Genomic DNA, 22,199 nt, shown 5'->3' on the forward strand with positions numbered 1-22,199 from the left:
CTCCGGGCGATGGGACCGGCCCAGCCTACTCCGCCCCGCGCGCAGCCGCGTGTGCGCGGTCAGCCGATGCCCAGGCCCGGAATCGCGGTGATGGCATCGGGGTCGAAGCCCCCGAGTTCGGCGAAATGGCGGCCGCGCGCGGTGTAGTCGCGATAAGCGCCAAAGCTCGGTGCGCCGGGCGAGAGCAGCAGCACGCCGTCGCCGCCGAGCGTAGCGCGCGCCTGCGCCACCGCCGCGGCCAGATCGCCCGCCTCGGCCAATGCGAAGTCGCACGCGCGCGCAACCGGCGCGAGCAGTGCGTGGATCCGCGGGCCGTTGCCGCCCATGGTCACGATCGCGTGCGGTGCGCGCGTTTGCATCGCATCGGCGAAAGCCTGCCAATCCAGGCCGCGGTCGTGGCCGCCGATCAGCAGCGCGACCCGGTGGCCGGCAAACACCTCGAGCGCCGCCAGCGTGGCGTGCGGGGTGGTGCTGATCGAATCGTTGACCCAGGTCACGCCGTCGCGGGTGCCCAGCGCCTGCAGCCGGTGCGGCAGCGGCACGAAGCCGGTGGCCGCGGCGGCCAGCGGCGCGGCGTCGATGCCGAGCGCCTCGATCGCGGTCAGCACCGCACACAGATTGCCGCGGTTGTGGCGCCCGGGCAGCGGCAGGCCGGCGGTGTCGAGCACAGTGACATCACCGCGATACAGCACGTCGCCGCGCAGGTGCCAGCCATCGGCGCGTCCGAACCAGCGCACCTCGCTGCCCGGCAGCGTCAGCGCGGCCAGACGCGGATCGGCGGCGTTGAGCACCGCGATCCGCGGCCGGGCCCGGGTCACCAGCGCGAGCTTGTCCTCGACATAGCGCTGCTCGCTGCCGTGCCAGTCCAGGTGCTCGGGGAAAATGTTGGTCACCACCGCTACGTCCGGCCGCACGCCGCTCGCGGCGACATCGCCCGTCTGGTAGCTCGACAGCTCGATCGCCCAGGCGTCGGCCTGGGCATCGTGCAGTTCCAGCAGCGGCAGGCCGATGTTGCCGGCGAGTGCGGTGGGCAGGCCGGCGCTGCGCAACAGATGGGCGAGCAGCGCCGTCGTGGTGCTCTTGCCCTTGGTCCCGGTGACGCAGACCGTGCCCACGGCGATCCCACCGGGTGCGGCGCGCTGCGCGAACCACAGCGCAGTGCCGCCGATGAACCGCGTGCCCTGCGCCGCCGCGGCCACGGCCTCGGGCCGGTACGGGCTGATGCCCGGCGACTTGATCACCACGGCAAAGCGCGCCAACCGTTCGGCACTCGCCTCGGTCTCGACCGACAACGCCGAATCACCCAGTCCGCGCACTTCGTCGGCTTCGGCGGGCGCGCAGAACACCGTCAGCGGCAGCGCCGCCGTCGACGCCGGACGCTCGCCGGACGACGGCGCGGACATCGCGGCTCCCGCCCCCCGCGCGGCGCGCAGCGCGGCATACGCGGCCCGTCCTTCGCGTCCCCAGCCCCACAGCGCGATGCGGCCGCCTCGGGCGGCGAGCGCGTCAAGCTGCGAGATGCGCACGCAGGCGTTCCCACAAGGCGGGGGGCACGCGGTGCTCCTCGTCGACCACCAGCAGCGGCGCGATGTCCAGTTCGCCGGCGTCGAGCCGGGGCGCGATCTCGCGCGCGAAACGGGCGACCACCGCGTCCTCGCGCCATTCCGGACGCTGCGCAAGTGCCGCCATCGCCGCACGCGACTCGCGGCCCTCGCCGACACATTCGAACGGCTTGTGGTCGCGATACTCGAGCAGCGCGTCGAAACCGGGCACCTGGGCCGGATCGTCGAGCAGATTGCGCCCGAAGATCGACACCAGCCTCGGCTTGGGCATGAACGGTGCCAGCGCGAGGAACACGAAATGGCACTTGGGGCAGATGCCGCACCAGCGGTTGACCGGCCGCTCGCCGAGCAGATGGAAGTTGCGGTTGCAGCTGGAGAAATGCGCGTCGTAGCGGTCGGTCCTGGCGAACTGCCGCGCGACCGCCAGCTCCGACAACGGCCGCAGCAGCGAGTAGTAATAAAGGTCGGCTGCGACGTGGCGCTGCACGTGCTCGCCGAACGCGCGCTCGAACGCCCAGCCCTTCGACCACTGGTGGTTGACCTCGTTGGTCGTGCTGCCGTCGGCGGCCTGGATCAGGCTGCCGTAGCTGGCCGAGCGTTCGTTGGAGAACACCACCTGGTCGACACCGTGCAGCACCGCGGCCAGTACCAGGATCGCCGAATTGATCGCGGTGACCGGGATGTGGCCGTTGAGCGCGCCCTGGCGGTTGTACTCGAACAACTGCGGCGCCAACTGGCGGCCGATGTTGAGCGTCGGCAGACCGGTGCGCTCGGCGCAGACCCGGATCAGCTGCGAGCCGCCGATCCACGCCACGGTCTGCGCGACGCCCAGCGCGCGCAGTGCCTCGATCGACACCAGCGAATCCTTGCCGCCGCCGATCGCGACCAGCGCATGGGCGCGCAGGTCCAGCGTCGGTGCTGAGGCCTCGTCCGTGGCGGCGTCGGCCGGGAAGCGGATCTTGCCGTGCAGGTCGAGTCCGTTGCGGTAGGCGAATTCGCCCAGCCCATGCACGTAGGCGTCCTCGAGCAGCGCCGCGGTGGCGGCATCGATCGCATAGCCGTCGATGCGGATCTGCGGCGGCACGGCGGCCTTGTAGTAGCTCACGCCGGCGAGCAGGTGCAGCAGGCGCAGCGCGCGGGTCGCGGCCTGCGCGCGCGCGCCCTCGAGTGCGAACGGCGCGCCGGGCACGGTCACGGTTTCGACCAGCTCCGGGCCGTCGTCGAAGGCGTAGCGCAACCGCGCCACGCCGGTCGCGGCGTCGAGGTCGCAATCGACGAAGCGGAAGCAGCGGATGGCGCTGCGGTCGAATCCGGAAGTCATTCGATCACATCCTGCTGCGGCAGCGACCGCAGGTTGTAAGTGTTGGCCATCGCGAAGCCGTAGGCGCCGGCGTCGGCGATCAGCACCGTGTCGCCCTCGACGGTCGCCGCGGGCAGCAGGCGTCGGGTGCCGAAGACGTCGCTCGATTCACAGATCGGGCCGACGACATCGCAGGCGACCTGCGCCTCGTCGTCGAGACGGGACAGGTTGTAGATACCGTGCCAGGCGTCGTACATCGCCGGCCGCATCAGGCTGTGCATGCCGGCATCGAGCCCAACGCGGCGCGTGCCGAGCTTGTCGACGACCTGGGTCACCGCCGCCAGCAACACGCCTGACTCGGCAACCAGGAAGCGGCCGGGCTCGATCGCCAGGCGATAGCGCGGGTACTCGGCCTTGATGCCGGCCAGGCCGGCCCCCCAGGCCGCGAGGTCGAACGGAACGTCGTCGGGGCGGTAGGGAATCGGCAGCCCGCCGCCGATGTCGATGGTGTCGACCGTGCCCACCGCATCGGCGAACGCAGCCAGCTCGGCGTAGACATCGCGCCAGTGGGCGACCGTCTCGATGCCGCTGCCCAGATGGGCATGGAGCCCGGTGATGCGCACGTCGAGATCGGTGGCGGCCTGCATGAAGGCATCGAAGGCCGGCAGCGCCAGCCCGAACTTCGAGGCCGCGCCGCCGGTGACGACCTTGGCGTGGTGACCATCGCCGCGGCCCAGGTCGAGCCGCAGCCACAGATCGCGGCCACGGAACACCTCCGGCCAGCGCTGCAACGCCTCGACGTTGTCCAGGGTCACCGTGACGCCGTGCGCGAAGGCGGCGGCGTACTCGTCGCGCGGCGCGAAGCTCGGCGTGAACAGCACGCGCGCCGGGTCGAGCTCGGGCAAGGTCGCGAACACGTGCTCGAGCTCGCCGCGTGACACGCACTCCAGGCCGAACCCGGCCTCGACCAGCGTGCGCAGCACCGCCGGATGCGAGTTGGCCTTGATCGCGTAGAAGCGACGGTCGACCGCGGCGACGTCCGCCAGCGCCTGCACCCGCTCGCGCACCGTCGGCAGGTGGTAGACGTAGCGCGGCACACCGGGCGTCGCCAAGGCGAGCAGATGCGCGCGTGCGTGCTGCCACCACGGCGTCGGGCGTTCGCGGCGGCCGTGCGCGATCTCGCGCCAGCTCGGGCCGAACACCGTGCTGTCATGCACCGGCATCGCGCCGCTGCCGATCAGTTCGGCATGCAGCACCGGCAGCAGGCCGTCGGCATCGGCCTCGTCGATGACGAAGGTCAGGTTGAGGTCGTTGGACGACTGCGAGATCAGGTGCACGCGCTCACGCCCCATCGTCGCCCAGACGTCAGAGAGCTTGTGCAGCAGCGAGCGCATGCCGCGCCCGACCAGGGTGATCGCCGCGCACGGCGCAATGACCTTGACCCGGCACACCTCGGCCAGATCGTCGCTCAGCCGCGCCAGCACATCAGTGCTGACCAGGTTCTCGCTCGGGTCGAGCGACACGGTGACGTTGGTTTCCGACGAGCCGATCAGGTCGACCGACAGGCCGTGGCGCTTGAAGCGCTCGAACACATCGGCCAGGAAGCCCACCTGCTGCCACATGCCGATGCCTTCCATCGACACCAGCACGATGCCGTTGCGCCGGCTGATCGCCTTGACCCCCGGCACCGGCTCGGCGCTGCCGTCGATCGCGGTGCCCGGCAGATCCGGACGCTCGGTGTCGAGGATCGCCATCGGCACGCCGCCGTCGCGGCAGGGCTTGATCGAACGCGGGTGCAGCACCTTGGCGCCAGTGGTCGCGATCTCCTGCGCCTCGGCGTAATCGAGCCGCGCGAGCAGGCGCGCATCGGGCACATCGCGCGGATTGGCGCTGAACATCCCCGGCACGTCGGTCCAGATTTCCACGCGGCGCGCGCCCAGCAATGCACCGAAGTACGCCGCCGAGGTGTCCGAGCCACCGCGACCAAGGATCGCGGTGCCGCCGTCGCCGTGCCGGGCGATGAACCCCTGGGTCAGCAGCATCCGTGTCGGCTGCGCGGCAAAACGCAGGCGCCAGTCGCCATCGGGCTCGCGCCGGCAGTTCACCGACAGCCGCGAGGCCCAGCCGCTCTGGTTGGGCAGCGCCACCGCATCGAGCCAGTCGCGCGCATCGCACCAACCAAAGTCCAGCCCCTGCGCGGCCAGATACGCCGCGCCGATCGTCGAGGACAGCAGTTCGCCCTGCCCCAGCACCTCGGCCTGCCAGTCCAGCGGCCGCCCGGGTGCACGCGCATCGCGCACCAGGGCCAGCAGCGCGGCGAGGCGGACGCCGAGCACGGCGTCGGCATCGAGCCCGAGCTCGGCGACGAACGCGCGGTGGCGCTCGACCAGCGCATCGACGGTCCCGTCGGCCGCGTTGCCATCGGCGATTGCGGTCAGTTCGTTGGTGACCCCCGACAGCGCCGACACCACGACCAGCACGCGCGCGCCGTGCTCCTGCGCCCGGCGTTTCGCCAACCGGCCGATGGTGTCCCAGCGGTGGCGGCGCGACACCGAAGTGCCGCCGAACTTGAGCACGATCCAGCGATCGTCGGAGGGTGAGGACATCGGAGGTGGGATCTCGAACGGAAGAAGACGACAGCACCGTGCGGGCGCTGCAGCGGACGCGTCGCCGACGCGAGGCCACGCGCGGCGAAACGCCGATTCTAGGCGTCGGCGGAGGCGGAGGGAATCGAGCCGCCCGATTCGGGCGACGGTTTGGGTAAGCTGTCGCGCCGCACGATGCCCGCCCGCGCATGACTTCCCGACGTTTCGTCCAGGTGGACGTGTTCGCCGACCGGCCCGGTGCCGGCAATCCGCTGGCGGTGGTGCTCGATGCCGACGAGCTGACCGACGAGGCGATGCAGGCCATCGCTCGCTGGACCCGGCTGCCCGAGACCACGTTCGTGTTCCCGCCCTCGAGCGACGCGGCCAGCTACCGTATCCGCATGTTCTCGCCCCGCCGCGAAGTGCCGTTCGCCGGGCACCCGAGCGTCGGCACCGCGCACGTCGTGCTCGACGCCGGCCTGGCGCAGCCGCGCGACGGCGTGCTGGTGCAGGAGGGGATCGCCGGTTGCCTGCCGCTGGCGGTGGTCGGCGCGGGCGCGTCGCGGACGATCGCCGTGCGCACGCCGCGCGCACGCATCGTTGAAGTCGCGAGCAGCGAGGACCCACGGCTGCGCCCCACCCTGGGGTCACTGCCGCCCGGTGCGCTACCGCCGGTGCTGATGGACGGCGGGCGACGCTGGTGGCTGGCCGAGGTCGCCGACGAGGCGACCCTGCGCGCCGCCGCCCCGCAATGGGATGCGATTGCCGCCCTGGCCGAGGCCACCGGCAGCATGGGCGTGTGCGCCTTCGCGCGCAGCGCGGGCGGCAGCGATTACGACCTGGCGGTGCGCGCATTCGTTGGCGCCACCGCGTGTTTCGAGGACGCCGCCTCGGGTGCGGCCAATGCGACGCTGGCCGCCTGGCTTGCGGCGCGCGACGCGCTGCCCGGGCACGCGGGTCACTACCGCGTCAGCCAGGGCCGCGAGGTCGGCCACGATGCGCGCCTCGACCTGCACGTCGACGCCGAGGGCGAAGTCTGGTCGGGCGGACGCGTCCAGAGCGTGGTCCGCGGCGCGATCGACTGGCGCTGAGCGCGGCAGCAGCCCGCCGACCTCCCACGCCACCAGCCCCTGCCGCGCCGCCACTTCGGCACGGCAGGACGCGGCGCCATCAGCCCTCGAGTTCGGCCTCCAGCGACACTGGCACCGCCGACAGCGCCTTGGACACCGGGCAGTTCTGCTTGGCGTCGTCGGCGATCTCGCGGAACTGCGCCGCGTCGATGCCCGACACCTTGGCGCGCGTCTTCAAGCGGATCGCGCTCAACTGCGGGCCGCCATCCATCGACAGGTCGACATCGGCACGCGTGTCGATCGACTCGGGCGCAAAGCCGGCCTCGGTGAGCTTGGCCGACAGCGCCATCGTGAAGCAGCCGGCATGCGCGGCAGCGATGAGCTCTTCGGGATTGGTGCCCTTTTCATCGCCGAATCGGCTGTTGAATCCGTAACGCACGGCGTCCAGCAGGCCGCTTTGCGGCGTCGACAAGGCGCCCTTGCCGGATTTCAGGTCGCCGTTCCAGCGGGCGGTGGCGTGGCGGGAAATGCCCATGACGCGTTCTCCATCGAGACAGGAGCCGGCGAGCATATCGGCGCAGACGTGATGCGGGCGTTCTTGGGGCGGCGACATGCCGCCCGCAAGGCGTCCGTGAGGGCGCCCACGGGCCGCGATCGCGCGTGCGGACAGCCGCCAGACACGCGCAAACGTGACCGGCGGCACCGTGGGCCGCCTAAAACCGCTGTTTTTTTGCGCTTTCCTATTGGCGGGTGCGCAGGGATGCCCTACATTTCGCTTGCCGGCTCGCTCGGCCAGGAATCATCCAATCCATATTTGACGAGGGAACCACAGACCCATGGCAACGAAGAAGGCCACCACCAAGAAAGTGCCGGCCAAGAAGGCGGCTGCGCCGAAGAAGACCGCCGCCAAGTCCGCCGCACCCAAGCCGATCAAGGAAGCGTTGAGCAAGTCCGGCCTGGTCGCACACATCGCCGACTCCACCGGCCTGGCCGCGAAGGATGTCCGTGCGGTGTTCTCCGCGCTCGAAGGCGCCGTGCACGGTTCGATCAGCAAGAAGGGCGCCGGTTCGTTCACCCTGCCGGGCCTGCTGAAGATCACCTCGGTCAGCGTGCCGGCCAAGCCCAAGCGCAAGGGCATCAACCCCTTCACCAAGGAAGAGCAGTGGTTCGCCGCCAAGCCCGCCTCGGTCAAGGTCAAGGTGCGCCCGCTCAAGAAGCTCAAGGACGCCGCTGCCTGATCCCAGGCGGACGATGCGTTTCCCCCGATCGGGACGGCCTTTGGCCGTCCCGATCGCGTTTCGGGGCCGCGCGCGCCAACGCCTGGCGACGTGCGACACCCCCTGCCGCGCGGATACGCCCTGTCGCGCAACGTGCACACGATGCGAACGGTCCGCATTGCAAGCTCGCCGCCCCGCACCTGTGCGCCCGTCACGTCGGATCGTTGCCATGAGTTTCCAGGGGTTTCTCAACCACCTCCTCACCTCCCAGAGCGGCGGCAAGCCGGGCAGCAGTCTGCTCAATGCGGACTTCGGCAAGGGCGCGGTCGCCGGCGGCGCACTCGGCCTGTTGCTGGGCAAGCACCGCAAGACCCGCAAGCTCGCCAGCTACGGTGGCTTGGCCGCAATCGGCATGATGGCCTACCGCGCTTACGGCGATTACCAGAAGCAGCAGGCGGACGCGGCGGTGCCGGCGCCGCAGACCGTCGACCGGTTGCCGCCACCGCAGGCCGACCGGCACAGCCAGGCGATCCTCAAAGCGCTGGTCGGCGCCGCCAAGGCGGACGGCCATCTCGACCCACGCGAGCGCGAGGTGATCGAGGCCGAGTTCCGGCGCATCGACAGCGCCGCCGACATCCAGCCCTGGCTGCACGCCGAATTGGAAAAGCCGCTCGATCCGGCCGAGATCGCACGCGCCGCGACCTCGCCGGAGATCGCCTCGGAGATGTACCTGGCCAGTGTGCTGGTGGCCGACGACACGAGCTTCATGGAGCGCAGCTATCTCGACGAGCTCGCGCGTCAACTGGGCCTCGCGCCCGACCTCAAGGCGCGCCTCGAACAGGAAGTCCGGACCGCCGCCGGAGACTGACGCGTCCACGGCGCACCGACCCGGTCTTCGCAGCGACGCGGTTACCGTCGCTGCGATGACACCGCCTTCCCCCGTCCGCCCCCGCGACTATGCGCCACAACTGCGCCGCACCCTGCGCGCAGTGCTGCTGCTGGCCGTCCTGGCCGCCGCCGGCCACTGGGCCTGGCATCAGCCCTTCATGGCCCAGCCGCGTGCTGTCGCCCGGATCGCCGCCGCGCCGGCGCCGGCGGCACTGCCGATGCCGGTCGACGGCGTCGCCCCCGGCCGCGTCGCCGATACCTTCGGTGCACCACGCGGTCGCGATCGACAGCACGAGGGCGTGGACATCTTCGCGCCACGCGGCACGCCGGTGCGCAGCACGACCGAAGGTCTGATCGTGGGCATCCGCGATGCCGGCCTGGGGGGACGCCAGGTCTGGGTGGTCGGCCCCGGACGTCAGCGCCATTACTACGCGCACCTGGACGACGTCGCCGAGCTGCTCTCGGTCGGCGACGTCGTGCGTCCGGGCGACATGTTGGGCACGGTCGGCGACACCGGCAATGCGCGCGGCACACCGCCGCACCTGCACTACGGCATCTACGCGGCCGACGGCGCGTTCAACCCGCTGCCGCTGCTGCGCGCCACCGCGGCGGCCGACGACGCATCCGGGGCACGTTGACGCCTCGCCCACGACAGACGTCGCCACAGCACACCGGCGTGGCCGGCACCGCGCCGTCCTTCCGGGTTACCCTGCGCGCGGTGCCTGACATGCAGCATCGGAGTTGGAGATGGACAAGCGTTTCTGGATCTGCGGCTTGACGCTCTCGGCCAGCGCGCTGCTGCTGGGCTTTCTGGTCCACGGCGTGCTGCTGCGCGCCGACTACCTCGCGCTCGCCCATCTGTTCCGCCCGCGCGAGGATGCCGATGCCAATGTCGGCTGGATCCTGCTGGCGTATCTGTCGCTCGGCCTGGCAATGACCTGGCTCTACCGCTGGCTGCCGCCGCCGGTGCGCAGCAAGCGCTGGCACGGCGCCCGCTTCGGACTGGCGCTGGCGCTGGTGTCGTTCGTGCCCTGGCACCTGCTCGCCCATGCCGGCCAGCCGTTCCCGCTCGGGCTGACGCTGCGCCAGGTCGTGTTCGATGTGATCGCGATGCAATTGCTCGGCCTGCTGCTGGCGTGGCTGCAGCCGCATCGCCGCGTACTCGCACCCGCACCCGACGAGCGTGGCCTTCGCTAACCCGACATTCACCCCCGACACGTAGGGTGCGCAGGACTGCACCAGGAGACCGTCGCATGCGTGCCCTCGCCCGTCCCGTTGCCTTGTCGCTGCTGCTTCTAATGACCGCCTGTACATCGCTGGGCGTGGTCTCGGCCTGGCTTGGCGACCAGGTCGCGTTCACCACACCGCAGTTGCAGCGTCAGCTCGACACGCGCTTTCCCAGGACGTTCGAGCGCGTCGGCGGCCTTGTGTCGGTGACGCTGCAGAACCCGCGATTGACGATCCCGCGCGGTGAGCAGCGACTGCGGCTGGATTTCGATCTGGGCGTAGGCGGCGCCGTCGCCGATGACCGTCCGGGCCACCTGGCGCTGGTCAGTGGCCTGCGCTACGACGCCGCCACGCGCGGCCTGCATCTGGAGGATCCGCAATTGCTGCAATTTGACCTGCCGGGGACCCATGCACTGCTCAAGGGCGGTGCACAGGGCATCGTCAACGGCCTGCTGGCCGAGTACGCGCGCAGCGAACCGATCTACCGGCTCGACGACGATCTGCTGTCGAAGCTGCCGGCCGGCAAGCGTATCGGCGAGGTCGACGTCGGCGACGGCCGCGTGGTGGTGCACCTTGCGCGCTGACCGCACCGCGCTGGCCTTGTGCGTCGCGTTGGCGCTGGCGGCCTGTGGCGACCGCGATGCCCAGCGCGGCAACGCCGCGGACGGCAATGCGGACACCGCCGGCCTGCCACAGCCGGTCGCTACCGGGGATGCAGTGACCGGCATGCCCGGCGCGCCCGGTCCCGGCGATGTGCCGCTGGGCGGCCGGGCCCCGGTCCCCGAGGTGCCCGACCTGGCGGCCGTCCCGCTCGAGGACAATCCCGAGACCGGCCTGTTGCCGGCCGCGACGGACGCCTCGGTGGACACCGCACCGCCGACTCCGGAGGCGGCAGTGGCGGCGATCCGCGGCTATTACGCAGCGATCAACGCGCTCGACTACGCCAGCGCCTATGCCGTGTGGTCGGATGGCGGCCGGGCGAGCGGACAGACGCCGGAGCAGTTCGCCGCCGGCTTCGCGCAGACGTCCACAGTCATGGTCGACATCGGCACGCCCGGCCCCATCGATGCGGCCGCCGGTTCGCGCTACATCGAGGTGCCGGTGTCGCTGCGCGCCCAGCAGGCGGACGGTTCGATCCGACGCTACGAAGGTCATTACGTCCTGCGCGCTGCAGTGGTCGACGGCGCCAGCCAGACGCAACGCGCCTGGCACATCGCGTCGGCGGACCTGCGCGAGGTGGCCGCGCCCTGATCGCGGGCGCGGATGCACATCCGCTGCGTCAGCGCTTGGGCTGGAGCATGGTGCCGGTGCAGTTGGCGGCGCCGCAGCGGCAGCCCCACAGCTTCTTGAGCGCGGGCGTGTGCCGCTCGGCCAGGGTGATGCCGTAGTTGTAGGTCAGCTCTTCGCCCTGGGCGATATCGCGCAGGGCCTCGATGAAGACCTTATCCTTGTGCCGCCGGTCCTTGGCATCTTCCTCGACCACCGCCTCGCAGTTCGGATCGCAGGAGTGGTTGATCCAGCGCGCGACGTTGCCTTCGATATTCGCGTCGATGACGTACTCGTCGTTGAGCGTGAACAGGAAGGTATGGCCGTCCTCCTCCTGGTCGCCGTATTCGGCATCGACCTCGGCGTGGCTGCGCAGAAAGCCCTTGTAGCGGATGATGCGCTCGCCCTTGGCGATCGCTTCGGTGGCGAATACGCCGTTGCCGTGGATCGCCGAGCGGCGGGCCTCGATCTTCCTGGTCTTCTTCTTGGGCATCGTGCGCTCTGGGGCGATGAGGACAAGCGCCGCATTGTCGCGGACCCGCTCGCCCACCGCCACTGGCGCGTTGCACTGAACGCCAGCATGGCCGGACGTTGTGATCGATCGGCTAAAAAAGTACAATTTTGGTCCGCATTCCGCAGTCAGCTTCTTTCCGATGCTCCGGGTCACCAAGCTCACCGATTACGCCACCGTCGTTCTGACCGTGCTTGCCGCACGGCCGGACACGGTGATGAGCGCGACCGAGCTCGCCGAGCGCGCGGGCCTGGAGACGCCGACGGTCAGCAAGCTGCTCAAGCCGCTGGCCCAGGCCGGGCTGGTCGAGGGCTTCCGCGGCGCCAACGGCGGCTACCGCCTGGCACGCGCGCCATCGGCGATCAACCTGGTGCAGATCGTCGAGGCGATGGAAGGCCCGCTGGCGATGACCGAGTGCAGCCTGCACGACAGCCAATGCGGGATTTCCGACCAATGCGGCGTGCAGGGCAACTGGCGCCGCATCAACGAGGTTGTCGCCGAGGCCCTGCGCGGCGTGACGCTGGCGCAGATGCTCGACGACGCCCCGCGCGCCTCTTCCTTTCCCACCGCTGCCGGGGCGAAGCGCATCGACGCCCGCCTCGCGCATCCATAGACAGTAGGCAGCCGCCCCCATGGCCACCGACATCATCGAAGCCCCCGAAACCAACCGGGAGATCCACGCGCAGCTCGGCCGTCGTTACGACGCCGGCTTCGTCACCGATATCGAATCCGACAGCTTCCCGCCGGGTCTGGACGAGGACGTCGTGCGCGCCCTGTCGCTCAAAAAGGGTGAGCCTGAGTGGATGACCGACTGGCGCGTCGCCGCCTATCGCCACTGGCTGACGATGCCGGTACCGCACTGGGCCAAGCTGCAGATCGCCCCGATCGACTTGCAGGCGGTCAGCTACTACTCCGCGCCCAAGGGGCCGAAGTACAAGTCGCTCGACGAGGTGCCCAAGGAACTGATCGACACCTACGACAAGCTCGGCGTGCCGTTGCACGAGCGCGCCAAGCTCGCCGGCGTCGCGGTCGATGCGGTGTTCGATTCGGTCTCGGTCGGCACCACGTTCCGCAAGGAGCTGGCCGAAAAGGGCGTGATCTTCTGCTCGATGTCCGAAGCCATCCAGGAACACCCCGACCTGGTGCGCCAGTACCTGGGCAGCGTAGTGCCGGTCGGCGACAACTACTTCGCCGCGCTCAACTCGGCGGTGTTCTCCGACGGCAGCTTCGTGTTCATTCCCAAGGGCGTGCGCTGCCCGATGGAGCTGAGCACCTACTTCCGCATCAATGCCGGCCACACCGGCCAGTTCGAGCGCACGCTGATCATCTGCGAGGACAAGGCTTACGTCTCGTACCTGGAAGGCTGCACCGCGCCGATGCGCGATGAGAACCAGCTGCATGCCGCGGTGGTGGAGCTGGTCGCGCTCGAGGATGCGGAGATCAAGTACTCGACGGTGCAGAACTGGTACCCAGGCGACGAGAACGGCGTGGGCGGTATCTACAACTTCGTGACCAAGCGCGCCGAGTGCCGCGGGGCGCGTAGCAAGGTGACCTGGACCCAGGTCGAGACCGGCTCGGCGATCACCTGGAAGTACCCTTCCTGCGTGCTGCTCGGCGACGATTCCTCGGGCGAGTTCCACTCCGTGGCGCTGACCCACCATCGCCAGCAGGCCGACACCGGCACCAAGATGATCCACGTCGGCAAGCGCACCAAGAGCAAGATCATTAGCAAGGGCATCAGCGCCGGCCGCGGTCAGAATACCTACCGCGGGCTGGTCAGGGTCGGCAGCGGCGCCGAGGGCGCGCGCAACTACACCCAATGCGACTCGCTGCTGATCGGCAAGGACTGCGGGGCACACACGTTCCCGTACATCGAGGTCCGCCATCCCGGCGCGACCGTCGAGCACGAGGCGACGACGTCCAAGATCAGCGACGACCAGCTGTTCTACTGCCGGGCGCGCGGTATCTCCGAGGAAGACGCGGTTAGCCTGATCGTCGACGGCTTCTGCAAGCAGGTCTTTCGCGAACTGCCGATGGAGTTCGCGGTCGAGGCCAAGAAGCTGCTGGAAGTCTCACTGGAAGGCTCGGTCGGCTGACGCCGCGCGCCCCGTCCCGGCCGACGGGCCGGGGATGCGGGCGTCGCGCCCGCACTTCGCCTGTCGCCCCCGTTTATTTGAATCCCAATCCCCAAGTCCGAATCCCATGCTCAACATCGATAACCTCCACGCCCGCATCGGCGAACGCGACATCCTCAAGGGCCTCTCGCTGGACGTGAAGCCGGGCGAGGTGCACGCGATCATGGGGCCCAACGGCGCCGGCAAGTCCACGCTGGGCAACATCCTGTCCGGCCGCGATGGCTACGACGTCACCGCGGGCACGGTCACGTTCGAGGGTCAGGACCTGCTGGCGCTCGAGCCTGAAGAGCGCGCCGCGGCCGGCGTGTTCCTGGCGTTCCAGTACCCGGTCGAGATCCCGGGCGTGAACAATACCTACTTCCTGCGCAGCGCACTCAACGCGCAGCGCAAGGCGCGCGGCCAGGAGGAGCTCGACTCGATGCAGTTTCTGCGTCTGGTGCGCGAGAAGCTCGCGGTGCTGCACCTCGACGACCGCCTGCTGCATCGCGGTGTCAACGAAGGCTTCTCGGGCGGCGAGAAGAAGCGCAACGAGATCTTCCAGTTGGCCGTGCTCGAGCCGAAGCTGGCGATTCTCGACGAGACCGATTCGGGTCTGGACATCGACGCGCTCAAGAACGTCGCCGACGGCGTCAATGCGCTGCGCTCGCCCGAGCGCGCGTTCATCGTGATCACCCACTACCAGCGCCTGCTCGACTACATCCGGCCCGACGTGGTGCACGTGCTGGCCGACGGCCGCATCGTGCAGAGCGGCGGTCCGGAACTCGCGCTGCAGCTCGAAGAAAAGGGCTACGCCTGGGTCAAGGACCGCGTCGCACCCGAGGCGGCGGCGTGATGAGTGCCCTGCTCGAGTCCCTCGCCGCGGGCTTCGACGGCGACGCCTCGCGCCGCGCGGCGCTCGACGCCGCGCTGGCCGCGGGCCTGCCCGGCCCGCGCAGCGAGTCGTGGAAGTACACCTCGCTGCGCGCGCTCGAGCGCCGCAGCTTCGCCGCGCCCCGCGATGCCGTGATCGATCCGGCGCTGCTCGACGGCATCCCGGCCCCGCGTCTGGTGTTCGTCAACGGCCACCCCGCGCCGGCGCTGTCCGATCCCGGCCCCGGCGTTGCCGGACTATCGATCGGCTTCACCGCCGAGGCCGGTGCGCTGCCGGCGATCGAGGACCTTCCTGATGCGGTGTTCGCACGACTCAACGCCGCGCTCGCGGTCGACGGGGTCGCGATCACCGTCAACGCCGATACCGAGGTCGCTGCCCCGCTACACCTGGTGTTCGTCGGTGCGCCGGCCGATACCGACCAGGCCTGGCACCTGCGTCACCACATTGCGCTCGGTGCCGGCGCGCGGCTGACCGTGGTCGAGTACCATGTCGATGCCGGCTCCCATCGCCACCTCGACAATGGCGTGTGCTCGCTGCGCCTCGCCGATCGCGCGCACCTGCGCCATCTGCGGCTGCAACGCCGCGACGCCGGTGCGACCGCATTCCTGCGCACCGACGCCGAGCTGCAGACCGGCGCCGTTTACGACCGCGTCGACGTGGAGGCCGGCGCGGCGCTGTCGCGCCACGAGCTCGACGTGCGCCTGGTCGGCCCGGACGCGCGCCTGACCGCCAACGGCGTGCTGCTCGCCGGCAGCCGCAGTCACCTGGACACGCGCCTGGGCATTCGCCACATCGCCCGCGACACCGCCTGCCAATTGCTGTGGCGCGGGATCGGCGACGGCCGCGGCCGGGTGGTCTTCCACGGCGGCATCACCATCGACGCCGGCGCCGACGGCACCGATGCGCGGCTGTCGAACAAGAACCTGCTGCTGTCGGCGACCGCCGAGATCGATACCCAGCCGGTGCTCGTGATCCACGCCGACGAGGTCCAGGCCGCGCACGGCGCCACGGTCGGCCAGCTCGATCCCGGCGCGCTGTTCTATCTGCGCTCGCGCGGCCTGCCCGCGGGCGATGCGCAGCGCCTGCTCACCGCCGCCTTCGTGCGCGAACCGCTGGCCGCCATCGCCGACGACGCGTTGCGCACGTTGGCCGAAACCGCCCTGGACGGCGCGCTCGCCGCGCTCGTACGCGCATGAGCGCTCTGCCGCCACTCGATCCGCCGCCACTCGATCCGCCGTTCGACGGCCCCAGCGTGCCCGCCAACGGCCACGGTAAGGTCGACTGGGCATCGGTGCGCGCCGATTTCCCGCTGCTGTTGCGCGAGGTCCACGGCAAGCCGCTGATCTACTTCGACAACGCCAACACTGGGCAGAAGCCCGCCTGCGTGATCGAGGCGGTCGACGGCTACTACCGCCGCCACAACGCCAACGTCAGCCGGGCGGTGCACCAGCTCGGCACCGAGGCGACCGAGGCCTACGAAGGCACGCGGCGCAAGTTGGCGCGGTTCCTCAACGTGCGCGCCGACGAACTGGTGCTGTGCAGCGGCACCACGTTCGCGATCAACCTGGTGGCCTACTCGTGGGCGCTGCCCCGGCTCGGGCCCGGCGACACGATCCTGGTCTCGCGCATGGAGCACCACGCCAACATCGTGCCGTGGCAGATCGTCGCCGAGCGTACCGGTGCGACGGTGCGTGTGGCGGAGATCGTCGAGGACGGCACGCTCGACCTCGAGGCACTGCGCCGCGCGATGACCGCGGACGTGAAGCTGCTCGCGGTCACCCACGTCTCCAACGTGCTGGGCACCGTCAACCCGGTACGCGAGATCTGCCGCGAGGCGCGCCGGCACGGCATCGTGACGGTCGTCGACGGCTCCCAGGCGGTGCCGCATCGCCGGGTCGACATCGCCGCGATCGGCTGCGACTTCTACGCCTTCACGGGCCACAAGATGTGCGGGCCGACCGGCACCGGCGCGCTGTGGGCGCGCCGCGAGCACCTCGAGGCAATGCCGCCGTTCCTGGGCGGCGGCGAGATGATCAAGGAGGTCGCCTTCGGCGGTACGGTCTACAACGACCCGCCGCAGCGCTTCGAGGCCGGCACCCCGAATATCGCCGGCTTCGCCGGCCTGGGCGCGGCGGTCGACTATCTCGAGCGCCTCGGCATGGACCACATCGAACAGCGCGAGGCCGCGCTGCTCGCGCACCTGACCCAAGCGCTGGGCACGATCGACGGCCTGCGCATCCTCGGCGCCGCGCCGGACAAGGCCGCGGTGGTGTCGTTCCTGGTCGAAGGCGCGCATGCCCACGACCTGGCGACGCTGCTGGACCTGGAGGGCGTGGCCGTGCGCTCGGGCCAGCACTGCGCGCATCCGTTGCTGCAGTTCTATGGCGTCGCGGCCACCTGCCGCGCCTCGCCGGCGTTCTACAACACCCACGACGAGATCGACGCCTTCGTCGCCGCGCTGCGCAAGGTCCGTCGGCTGCTGGGCTGATGCGCCGCGTCGCGGCGCCCCGGTCGGCGCCACGCGCGCCGCCGGCCATAATGGCGGCCCTCCCTCTGCCAGCTTCGCCACGATGCCCGCCTCTTCTGCGTTCCGCCCCGCCACCCTCGACGACGTGCCCGCGCTGGTCGCGCTGGTGACGTCCGCCTACCGCGGCGACGCCAGCCGAGTGGGCTGGACCACCGAGGCCGACCTGCTCGAGGGCGCCCGGATCGATCCGGACGTGTTGCGCGCCGACATCGTGCGTCCCGACAGCCGCGTGGTCGTGGTCGACGGCACGGACGGCGCGCCGCAGGCCTGCGCGCATGTCGCGATCGAGGACGGCCACGGCTACTTCGGCATGTTCGCCGTCGCCCCGCAGTTGCAGGGCCGGGGCACCGGGGACGCGGTGCTGGCCGAATGCGAGCGCATCGTCCGCGACGACTGGCGCCTGCCCGGCATGCGCATGACCGTCATCGATGTACGCGAGGCGTTGATTGCGTGGTACGAGCGCCGCGGCTATCGCCGCACCGGACGCCACAAGCCGTTTCCCTATGGCGACGCGCGTTTCGGCATCCCGTTGCGCGACGATCTGCGCTTCGAAGTGCTGGAGAAGACCTTCGCGGCCGCCCCCGTCGGAGCCGCACGATGAGCGAGACCTGGACCTTCGTCTGCGCGACCGCCGAATTGCTGCCCGGCGAAATGCGCACCACCTTCGACGAGGTGACCGGCGTGCCGATCGTGGTGTTCAACCTCGACGGCGACCTGTATGCGCTGGAGGACCAGTGCAGCCACGAGGATTTCGCGCTGTCGGGCGGCGGCGACTTCGACCCGGTCGAAGCGACGATCGAATGCGTGCTGCACGGCGCGAAGTTCGATGTGCGCGATGGCCGCGCTCTGTGCGCGCCGGCCTACGAACCGGTCGCAAAGTTCCCGACCAAGACCGAGCACGGCGGGGTCTGGACCCGCGACGACCGCGACTGATGCCCCCGCGCCCCGCGTCGACGTCGACGTCGGCGCGCCGATGCTGCGCCGGAGCTCGACACAAGACATCAAACGAGTGGCAGTGCCACATATGCGAATGAATTGCGTTAAGACTTGTTTATGAAAATCATTCTCATATAATTGCACGTCAGCCTTCTTGCTCGAGCGTGCCCGGTTCGTGACGACGCGGCCTACATCGCAGGTGACGGTATCGGGCAAGGCCAGGCTGGCCCTGGCAGCTCTGCTGGCGCTGGCCGTCGTCCTCGGCGTCGCGCCCCGTAGTCTGCTGCCGGCATTCGCGACGCACGGTGACGCGGTCGCGCTGCCCGATCTTCCGGCCACACAGGACCCGCCGCCTGAAGCGAAGTTCCGCCGCCTACTGCCGCTGTACGCCCGTGTCGCCCCGCGCGGCGCCGCGCCCGGCCTGCCGCCGCGTCCCGCGATGGCCTCGACACTGCTGCTGCCGCTCGCCGACGCCACGCAGGCGCCCGGGCAGCCGTCTTTCCCCGACGCGGTCGACACGCCGCATGCGCTGCGTCCAGATCTGACGCTACCGCCGGGACAGGCGCCTCCGCGCGCCTGACGCACCGCGCGCCGGCGATCCCGGACCGCGCTGCGCGCCTCGCCGTCTGTTGTGCCTCCGTCTTGCGACGCCACCGTCCGGTGGCGCGCCACGCCGCGTGTGCGGCCGCTTTCCGATCTTTCGACAAGGACCTCCCATGATCTGTTCGACTGCCCCGCGCCGCCGTGTGCTGGCCGCGAGTCTGCTCGCCCTGCTGTCCGCGCCCGCGCTGGCCGACACCGTCCTGCCCCAGGACGACGCCCGCAACTTCGACACCGTCGTCGTCACCGCCGCCGGCTTCGAGCAGAAGATCACCGACGCCCCGGCGAGTATCAGCGTGATCACACAGGAAGACCTGACCCATCGGCCCTACATGACGCTGCTCGACGCGGTGCGCGATATCGAAGGCATCGACATCGGCGAGACGCGCGACAAGACCGGCCAGGGCACGATCTCGATGCGTGGCATGGGTGCGGACTACACGCTGATCCTGATCAACGGCCGGCGCCAGAACAACCACGGCGACATCTACCCCAACAACTTCGGCGGCAACCAGTTCAACCACATTCCGCCGCTGGATGCGATCGAGCGCATCGAAGTGATCCGCGGCCCGATGTCCACGCTCTATGGCGCCGACGCGATGGGCGGGGTGATCAACATCATCACCAAGCGCGAGCTCGACAGCTGGGCCGGCTCGGTCACGCTGGGCCGCACGTTCGAGACCGACGACCAGTTCGGCGACGACACCACCGCCGACCTCTTCGTCACCGGGCCGCTGGTGCCGGGCAAGCTCAACCTGAGCGCGCGCGCCAGCTGGTACGAGCGCGATGCGTCCAATCCCGTGTACGCGCCGGTCATCGACCCCAATGGCGAGGTCCACACCCGCGCACTGGGCTTCGGCGGCGGCGGCAAGACCGTGGACAACACCAACAAGGCGGCCGGCATCACCTTGAGCTGGACGCCGACCGACGCGCAGACCGTGACCCTCGACATCGATGCCTCGCGCCAGGAGTACGACAACAGCACCCGGATCAACGACAACGGGGTCGAGGAGTATCCGGTCGGCACCGTCGACGACTACGGCGCGATGCTGCGCATCGGCAACAACGGCCGCATCGAACCGCGCGCCGGCTATCGGCCCAGCCAGGAATTCACCCGCGACAACTGGTCGATCGCGCACGAGGGCCGCTGGTCGTTCGGCAACAGCCTGGTGTCGCTGGGCTATGTCGAAACCCGCAACGAGGGCCGCACCCTGCCCTACACCGTGGCCGAGCGCCAAAGCCTGCAGTCGCTGTGGAACGCGGCCTGCGGCAACCTGGGCGGCACGGTCAATGCCGCTGGCTACTGCCCCAACTCGGCTGGCGGCACCGGCTACAGCGCGCCCGCCTGGAACAACCTGTCGGAGGCGCAGAAGCTCGCAGTCATGGAGGCCCATCTCGCGCCGGACCAGTACGCGCAGTTGCTGGCCTACCTGCCGCGTCCCGATCGCACGCTCGAGAGCAACCAGTACACGCTCGACGCCAAGCTGGACCTGCCCTTCGAGTGGAACGGCGGACACGTGGCGGTGGTCGGCGCCCAGGTCATCCGCGGCGAGCTGATCGATGGCGTGTTCGGCATGGAGCGCGGCGTTGCCGGCGCCAAGCAGAAGCACGACATGTATTCGCTGTTCGCCGAGGACACCTGGACCATCGCCGAGCCAGTGTCGGTCACCGCCGGCCTGCGCTACGACGACCACAAGGTCTTCGGCAGCCACGTCAGCCCGCGTCTGTACGGCGTGTGGACGCTGAGCGAGCAGTGGACGGTCAAGGGCGGCGTGAGCACCGGCTTCAAGACGCCCAAGACCACCCAGCTCTACGACGGCATCATCGGCTTCGGCAGCCAGGGCGTGTCGCCGATGTTCGGCAATCCCGACCTGCAGCCCGAAACCAGCACCAGCACCGAGCTGGCGGCCTACTGGCAGCATCCCGACGGCCACGGCTTCAACGCGACGATCTTCCACAACAAGTTCGACGACAAGATCGGTTCGGAGAATTGCGGCCCGACACTGACGATCGCCTGCAGCGGCACCGGCGACTATGCCGACCTGGGCTATTCGAACTCGACCAAGACGGTCAACATCGACGAGGTCGTGGTCCAGGGCGCCGAACTCGCCGGCCGCTGGCAAATCAGTGATGCCTTCGGCGTCCGCGCCAACTACACCTTCACCGACAGCGAGCAGAAGAGCGGCAGCAATGCCGGCCGGCCCTTGGGCAACAGCGCCCGGCACATGGCAAACGCCACGCTGGACTGGCGCGCGACCGAGGCCTTCACGGTGTTCCTGACCGCCGAGGCCCGCTCCAAGCGCTACCGCGGCTTCGATACGGTGCTCGAGCAGGAGTTGTACTGGAAGGACTACGAGGTGCTCCACCTCGGTGCCTCGTACCGCGTCAACGAGACGGTCACCGTCAACGGCCGGATCAACAACCTGCTCGATCGCGATTTCACGTCCTACCAGTACAGCTTCGTCGAGGACAACGGCAGTTACACGCTGTCGGCGCAGGACGACTACAACAACAAGGACAAGGCGCGCAGCGTCTGGTTGAGCGTCAACGTCAGCTTCTGATCCCTGGCATCGGGTCCGGCCCGGCAGGCGCGCACGCGTCGTCCGGGCCTGCGTCCAGCCGGTCGTGCAGGCAGACCGCGAGCAAGGCGCCCTCGCCCTCGATCGACACCCGGCCGGATGCAGACGCATCGCTGAGCACGGCGGTATCGCCCGCCGCCAGCGCCACATGCGCCACGCCGCTGCCGCATCGCGCGTGCCCGGCCAGCAGATGGACGACCCAGGTCGTCGCCGGGTCGGCGCGCCAGGCCAGGGCGCCGGCCAGCGGCAGGTGCCAGAGCCGGGCCCGGTGCACGTCGCGCCGCCACATCAGGTTGAACACCTCGACGCCGCCTGTGGGCACACAGGCGGCCACGTCGCGTTCGCCGGCGAAGCGATGCCGGGCGTAGCGCGACGCCAATGCGATGCGGCGGTCCGCGACCTGCAGATCCAGCCGCCCGCCGCGCAGCAGCATCAGCTCGCGATCGACACCAGGGAATGCCGAAAACGGAGCGTCGCGGTCGATCCGCGCGATCGAGATCCGCCAGGGCCAAGGAGCCGCGGCGGCGGCGTCGACCGAAGGCGCGGCCGGCAGTGCAGGCGCGCAGAACAGTTCGCGCGTCCAGCCGTGGCCATTGCGCCAGCGCACCGAACGCGCGGTGGCGGCGGGAATGATCCGGACGGTCGCAGGGTTTGGCATCGCCCGAGTCTAAGGCCTGATCGAGAACCAACCCCGATCAAGAAGACACCGAAGCGAGCACACCCCGGCTGGTAAGCGGGGCCGCGGCGCGCCGGTTGGTGGGACGGTGGTTCCGAGATGGCGCGCCGTGCAATCGGCACGGCGCCTCAAAAGAGGTCGCCCGCCACACATCCAATGCGGGGCGGGCGACGGCTACATCCATGTAACGGCGTCCTTGCCGGATCCTGTGGAGCATCCCGCTCCTCGACCTACACCGATGCTCCTTGC

22 protein-coding genes are annotated in these 22,199 nt (G+C 69.9%); 16 read left to right on the plus strand and 6 right to left on the minus strand.

Translation table 11 applies throughout. The features are described 5' to 3' along the window. Positions 1-59: 59 nt before the first annotated feature. The 3 genes from murD to MNO14_RS12105 are packed head-to-tail and all read right to left on the minus strand — an operon-like array spanning position 60 to position 5,468. Positions 60-1,526 carry a UDP-N-acetylmuramoyl-L-alanine--D-glutamate ligase gene (gene murD, locus MNO14_RS12095; RefSeq protein WP_241943975.1) on the minus strand — a complete coding sequence of 489 codons (1,467 nt, stop codon included), beginning with the start codon at positions 1,524-1,526 and terminating at the stop codon, positions 60-62. Further along, positions 1,507-2,883: a UDP-N-acetyl-alpha-D-muramoyl-L-alanyl-L-glutamate epimerase gene (murL, locus tag MNO14_RS12100; RefSeq protein WP_241943976.1), complete on the minus strand. Its 1,377-nt coding sequence runs from the start codon at positions 2,881-2,883 to the stop codon at positions 1,507-1,509. Before murL ends, murD begins: the two co-directional genes overlap by 20 nt. Beyond that, entirely contained in the window at positions 2,880-5,468 is a 2,589-nt protein-coding gene (locus tag MNO14_RS12105; RefSeq protein WP_241943977.1) for a bifunctional aspartate kinase/diaminopimelate decarboxylase, read from the minus strand. The genes murL and MNO14_RS12105 overlap by 4 nt, the downstream gene beginning before the upstream one ends. Before the next feature lie 188 nt (positions 5,469-5,656). On the opposite strand from MNO14_RS12105, the gene MNO14_RS12110 reads away from it, so the two are divergent. Beyond that, entirely contained in the window at positions 5,657-6,538 is an 882-nt protein-coding gene (locus tag MNO14_RS12110) for a PhzF family phenazine biosynthesis protein (protein ID WP_241943978.1), read from the plus strand. 79 nt (positions 6,539-6,617) lie between these two features. Here MNO14_RS12110 and MNO14_RS12115 read toward each other — a convergent pair whose 3' ends face one another. After that, positions 6,618-7,052, minus strand: coding sequence for an OsmC family protein (locus MNO14_RS12115; protein WP_241943979.1), 435 nt, complete (start codon positions 7,050-7,052; stop codon positions 6,618-6,620). A gap of 301 nt (positions 7,053-7,353) precedes the next feature. On the opposite strand from MNO14_RS12115, the gene MNO14_RS12120 reads away from it, so the two are divergent. From MNO14_RS12120 to MNO14_RS12145, 6 genes are all read left to right on the plus strand, one after another. Then, on the plus strand, positions 7,354-7,755 hold the full coding sequence (locus MNO14_RS12120; protein ID WP_241943980.1) for an HU family DNA-binding protein: 402 nt from the start codon (positions 7,354-7,356) through the stop codon (positions 7,753-7,755). A gap of 208 nt (positions 7,756-7,963) precedes the next feature. Further along, on the plus strand, positions 7,964-8,602 hold the full coding sequence (locus MNO14_RS12125) for a tellurite resistance TerB family protein (protein ID WP_241943981.1): 639 nt from the start codon (positions 7,964-7,966) through the stop codon (positions 8,600-8,602). 55 nt (positions 8,603-8,657) lie between these two features. Continuing rightward, positions 8,658-9,260, plus strand: a complete 603-nt coding sequence (locus tag MNO14_RS12130) for a M23 family metallopeptidase (RefSeq protein WP_241943982.1) — start codon at positions 8,658-8,660, stop codon at positions 9,258-9,260. A 109-nt stretch (positions 9,261-9,369) separates the two neighbouring features. After that, entirely contained in the window at positions 9,370-9,819 is a 450-nt protein-coding gene (locus tag MNO14_RS12135) for a hypothetical protein (RefSeq protein WP_241943983.1), read from the plus strand. Between the two features lie 56 nt (positions 9,820-9,875). Continuing rightward, a complete protein-coding gene (locus MNO14_RS12140) occupies positions 9,876-10,433 on the plus strand; it encodes a DUF1439 domain-containing protein (protein ID WP_241943984.1) in 558 nt (185 codons plus the stop codon). Further along, positions 10,423-11,100, plus strand: a complete 678-nt coding sequence (locus tag MNO14_RS12145) for a hypothetical protein (RefSeq protein WP_241943985.1) — start codon at positions 10,423-10,425, stop codon at positions 11,098-11,100. Before MNO14_RS12140 ends, MNO14_RS12145 begins: the two co-directional genes overlap by 11 nt. Before the next feature lie 28 nt (positions 11,101-11,128). On the opposite strand, the gene MNO14_RS12150 is transcribed toward MNO14_RS12145, so the two are convergent. Next, complete coding sequence (locus MNO14_RS12150) at positions 11,129-11,608, minus strand: SET domain-containing protein-lysine N-methyltransferase (RefSeq protein WP_241943986.1); 480 nt, start codon at positions 11,606-11,608, stop codon at positions 11,129-11,131. 160 nt (positions 11,609-11,768) lie between these two features. Here MNO14_RS12150 and MNO14_RS12155 point away from each other — a divergent pair, with 160 nt between their 5' ends. The 9 genes from MNO14_RS12155 (at position 11,769) to MNO14_RS12195 (ending at position 21,256) form a co-directional block, all read left to right on the plus strand. Then, on the plus strand, positions 11,769-12,239 hold the full coding sequence (locus MNO14_RS12155) for an SUF system Fe-S cluster assembly regulator (protein ID WP_241943987.1): 471 nt from the start codon (positions 11,769-11,771) through the stop codon (positions 12,237-12,239). 19 nt (positions 12,240-12,258) lie between these two features. After that, the gene (gene sufB / locus MNO14_RS12160) at positions 12,259-13,722 is read left to right on the plus strand and encodes a Fe-S cluster assembly protein SufB (RefSeq protein ID WP_241943988.1); all 1,464 of its coding nucleotides are present in this window, start codon (positions 12,259-12,261) and stop codon (positions 13,720-13,722) included. Positions 13,723-13,828: 106 nt separating this feature from the next. Continuing rightward, complete coding sequence (sufC, locus tag MNO14_RS12165) at positions 13,829-14,593, plus strand: Fe-S cluster assembly ATPase SufC (protein ID WP_241943989.1); 765 nt, start codon at positions 13,829-13,831, stop codon at positions 14,591-14,593. Next, positions 14,593-15,828 (plus strand): Fe-S cluster assembly protein SufD, encoded by a 1,236-nt coding sequence (gene sufD / locus MNO14_RS12170; protein ID WP_241943990.1) that lies wholly within the window; start codon positions 14,593-14,595, stop codon positions 15,826-15,828. Before sufC ends, sufD begins: the two co-directional genes overlap by 1 nt. Next, on the plus strand, positions 15,825-17,120 hold the full coding sequence (locus MNO14_RS12175) for a cysteine desulfurase (protein ID WP_241943991.1): 1,296 nt from the start codon (positions 15,825-15,827) through the stop codon (positions 17,118-17,120). The genes sufD and MNO14_RS12175 overlap by 4 nt, the downstream gene beginning before the upstream one ends. 82 nt (positions 17,121-17,202) lie before the next feature. After that, positions 17,203-17,760, plus strand: coding sequence for a GNAT family N-acetyltransferase (locus MNO14_RS12180; protein ID WP_241943992.1), 558 nt, complete (start codon positions 17,203-17,205; stop codon positions 17,758-17,760). Next, the gene (locus MNO14_RS12185; RefSeq protein ID WP_241943993.1) at positions 17,757-18,092 is read left to right on the plus strand and encodes a non-heme iron oxygenase ferredoxin subunit; all 336 of its coding nucleotides are present in this window, start codon (positions 17,757-17,759) and stop codon (positions 18,090-18,092) included. The genes MNO14_RS12180 and MNO14_RS12185 overlap by 4 nt, the downstream gene beginning before the upstream one ends. A 178-nt stretch (positions 18,093-18,270) precedes the next feature. Beyond that, on the plus strand, positions 18,271-18,675 hold the full coding sequence (locus MNO14_RS12190; protein ID WP_241943994.1) for a hypothetical protein: 405 nt from the start codon (positions 18,271-18,273) through the stop codon (positions 18,673-18,675). A gap of 136 nt (positions 18,676-18,811) precedes the next feature. Then, positions 18,812-21,256 carry a TonB-dependent receptor gene (locus MNO14_RS12195; RefSeq protein ID WP_241943995.1) on the plus strand — a complete coding sequence of 815 codons (2,445 nt, stop codon included), beginning with the start codon at positions 18,812-18,814 and terminating at the stop codon, positions 21,254-21,256. Here MNO14_RS12195 and MNO14_RS12200 read toward each other — a convergent pair. Further along, on the minus strand, positions 21,246-21,932 hold the full coding sequence (locus MNO14_RS12200) for a HutD family protein (protein ID WP_241943996.1): 687 nt from the start codon (positions 21,930-21,932) through the stop codon (positions 21,246-21,248). The genes MNO14_RS12195 and MNO14_RS12200 overlap by 11 nt on opposite strands. Positions 21,933-22,199 lie beyond the last annotated feature (267 nt).

The sequence above is a fragment of the Luteimonas sp. S4-F44 genome (genome assembly GCF_022637415.1).
Classification (GTDB): Bacteria; Pseudomonadota; Gammaproteobacteria; order Xanthomonadales; family Xanthomonadaceae; genus Luteimonas.